A 2933-nucleotide genomic window follows, 5' to 3' on the forward strand; every position below is an offset into this window, starting at 1 on the left:
AATTACATACATTTTTTCATATTCATAAGAAACATCTACTATACCTTCGTTATACAGTTCATTTTCTTGTTCAAGTAAAGAAACAAGTATAGCATATTCGCATCTTTTTTCTTTTCTATCTTTATCTAATTCTTTAAAAAAATCTTTATTTTTTTTCTTTGTTTTTGTTTCATCATTCTGATTTTTCATTTCAAACATTATAGACAATATTTCTAATCCATTTTCATCAAATTCTCTATAAATATAGTCCCCTTTACTACCACTTGAAACATCGTTATCTTTATCAAAATATGCATTTGGAAAAGCTGTAGATCTTAATCTGTTAAATGATACTTCACAATGTTGTTCAAGTGTTTCCCCTAACATTTTAGTAGACAATTTTGATTTTAAATCTTTATAATACTCTATAATTTCATCTTTGTTTTTTAATTCTGTTTTATATCTATCTTTTATCATTAACTCATTATTTTGAAGATTTAATATATTATTTTTTAATAAATTTATTTCTTCTTTATATTTATTTTCTACAGTTATTTTTTCAATTTCTAAATTTCTTTTAGCTTCATCATTTAAGGTATTAATTTTTGCTTCAAGATTGAATATAGTATTATTTAATTTAGATATGTCTTCTTTATATAGATTTTCTATACTCATTTTTTCAATTTTCATATTATTTTCATTTAATTCTTCAAAACTTTTTAATTTTTCATTTAATTGAGTTATTACATTTTCAAGATTTGCTATTTTTTCTTTATAACTAGTTTCAAAATTTAATTTTTCAATTTCATTTTCTTTTTTTATATCATCTAATTTATTTTCTAAAATCTTTTTTTCAAGTTCTAAATTAGATTTCATTCTTTTTTCTACTTCTGCTTCAAATTCTTTATCCCTAACTTGTATTTTTATACTTGAATAAGTATTTTCATCTAAAGAAAATACAGTATTACAATTAGGACATTTTACCTCATTCATTAACATCTCTCCTATTTTATATTTATAGTAATATTATACATTAAAAACTTAAATTATACTAGGTAAATTATATATAAATTTATAAATAAAAAGACACTCTATACATATTCTGTATCTATAATATCCTTTTCTATTATTATACTCTATTTTACTGTATTCAACTTATATATTAGGTAATAATCTTGATTTTTCAAAACTTTTTTCAACTTCTTATAATTTTGCTTATCTAAATGCCTATCTTTATGTACTTGAATTATAGTCCTATTAACTTTTGGAATTTTACTATTTACCCATTGCTTATAGTCTTTCATTCCTGTTGTATAACTCTTATTATCTATAGGACAGCTATAACTTATTATCAAATATTATACAAATACAGCTTTGCAGCATGAATGGATGGTGGTAAATCAATTCCTAATATTATTATATTTTTCTCTTTATTTTTAATATATTTTACTAGTTTTAAAATCTAAAATTACTAATAATTTTACTTTAAAAAACTCAATTTATTTATATTAAATTTGACTAAATATATATTGATAGGTTAAAATATATAAGGAGGTATACTATGAAAAAAATTATTATACTTACTTTTGGAATTTTGTTATGTTTTATATCCTTCTCTTCTACAGAGGATGATGAAAGATTAAAAACTATACTTAATGAGTTAACACAAGTTTCAAATGAATATATAAAAATTAATAAAGAAGAAGAAAGTACGTTAAGAGAGCAAATAACAAAATTCGCAAAAGAAAATTTAGATAAACCTTATTCTTGGGGTGCTATTGGTCCTGATAAATTTGATTGTTCAGGTTTTATGACTTATTTATTTAATGAAAAATCAAAAATTAAATTACCACGTGTTTCAAAAGATATGTCTGAAATGAATAATGAGAAAAAAGATATTTCTCAACTTAAAATAGGTGATTTATTATTTTTTATAACTTCAGGTGGAGAAACAATTAATCACGTAGGGTTATATATAGGAAATAATGAATTTATACATGCATCTTCTGCTAAAAATAAAGTGGTTATTTCAAAAATAGATTCTAATTTTTATAGTAAAGCATTTAAGTGGGCACTTTCGCCTTATTAGTAAAATTTTATATAAACAATAAAGAACTACATTTAAAATAATAGAAATCCTATTAAATAATGTAGTTCTTTTTTTATTTAGGTAAATTTAACTTTTTAAATATTACTATAAGACGAATTAATAGTACAAAAGAAAATATAAAAAGTGTTGTTTCTATTTCTTTAAATTTTAAATTTATTATAAAATAATTATATAAATATCCTCCTGCAACACAAAGAACAGCGTATATATCTTCTTTTAAAATAAATGGAGTTTCATTTGCTAGTATATCTCTAATTACTCCTCCACCTACTGCTGTAACCGTTGCCATAATAACAACAGCTATTGCATTTAAATTTAGAGATAAAGCTTTATCTGCACCTATATATATAAATATTGCCAAACCTATAGCATCACATATCAATACTAATGTTTTAGAAGTTTCTACAAACTCTTTTTTTGTCATTAAATCTTTAATTTTCTTTTTAAAAAATAAATATGGCAAATAAATTACAAGTGCTGTAATAATAGCTAAATAAATATCACTAGGATTTATGATAGCATTTGGTATTATATTTAACATAATATCACGTGTTATTCCACCACCTACTGCTGTAACTATTGCAAGTAAAGTCACTCCAAATATATCGTTATCATGCTTAATCCCTTTAAAAACTCCTGAAGCTGCAAAAGCTATTACTCCAATTAAATTAGATATGTATAAAAAAGAACTAAACTCCATAACTACCTCATAAAAGTAGAAATATTATCAACTACAAAGCTTCTAACTTTTTCTAAACCTTTTGAAGTTTTAGTCATCTTAAATAAAACTCTTCCCATAATTATAACATCATACATACTATTATGTAACTCTTCTTCTTCAAGT

The 2933-nt window shown here is 22.3% G+C and carries 4 protein-coding genes; 1 reads left to right on the forward strand and 3 read right to left on the reverse strand.

The window, feature by feature from the left end; translation table 11 throughout:
• Together ACWYO2_RS05560 and ACWYO2_RS05565 are read right to left on the reverse strand one after the other, a co-directional pair.
• On the reverse strand, positions 1–972 hold a 972-nt coding region (locus ACWYO2_RS05560; RefSeq protein WP_455515489.1), incomplete at its 3' end, for a DUF2130 domain-containing protein.
• Between the two features lie 143 nt (positions 973–1115).
• Positions 1116–1334, reverse strand: a complete 219-nt coding sequence (locus tag ACWYO2_RS05565) for a hypothetical protein (protein ID WP_455515490.1) — start codon at positions 1332–1334, stop codon at positions 1116–1118.
• Positions 1335–1540: 206 nt separating this feature from the next.
• Between ACWYO2_RS05565 and ACWYO2_RS05570 the strand changes: the two genes are divergently transcribed.
• Positions 1541–2068: a C40 family peptidase gene (locus ACWYO2_RS05570; protein ID WP_455515491.1), complete on the forward strand. Its 528-nt coding sequence runs from the start codon at positions 1541–1543 to the stop codon at positions 2066–2068.
• A gap of 73 nt (positions 2069–2141) precedes the next feature.
• Here the strand turns inward: ACWYO2_RS05570 and ACWYO2_RS05575 are convergent, their stop codons facing one another.
• Positions 2142–2789: a trimeric intracellular cation channel family protein gene (locus tag ACWYO2_RS05575; protein WP_455515492.1), complete on the reverse strand. Its 648-nt coding sequence runs from the start codon at positions 2787–2789 to the stop codon at positions 2142–2144.
• Positions 2790–2933 lie beyond the last annotated feature (144 nt).

The sequence above is a fragment of the Pseudostreptobacillus sp. genome, from assembly GCF_977040545.1.

Bases quoted from the DNA above. Each gene is read 5' to 3' on its own strand.
- ACWYO2_RS05570 (WP_455515491.1), top strand. From the start codon at position 1,541: ATGAAAAAAATTATTATACTTACTTTTGGAATTTTGTTATGTTTTATA.
- ACWYO2_RS05575 (WP_455515492.1), bottom strand. From the start codon at position 2,789: ATGGAGTTTAGTTCTTTTTTATACATATCTAATTTAATTGGAGTAATA.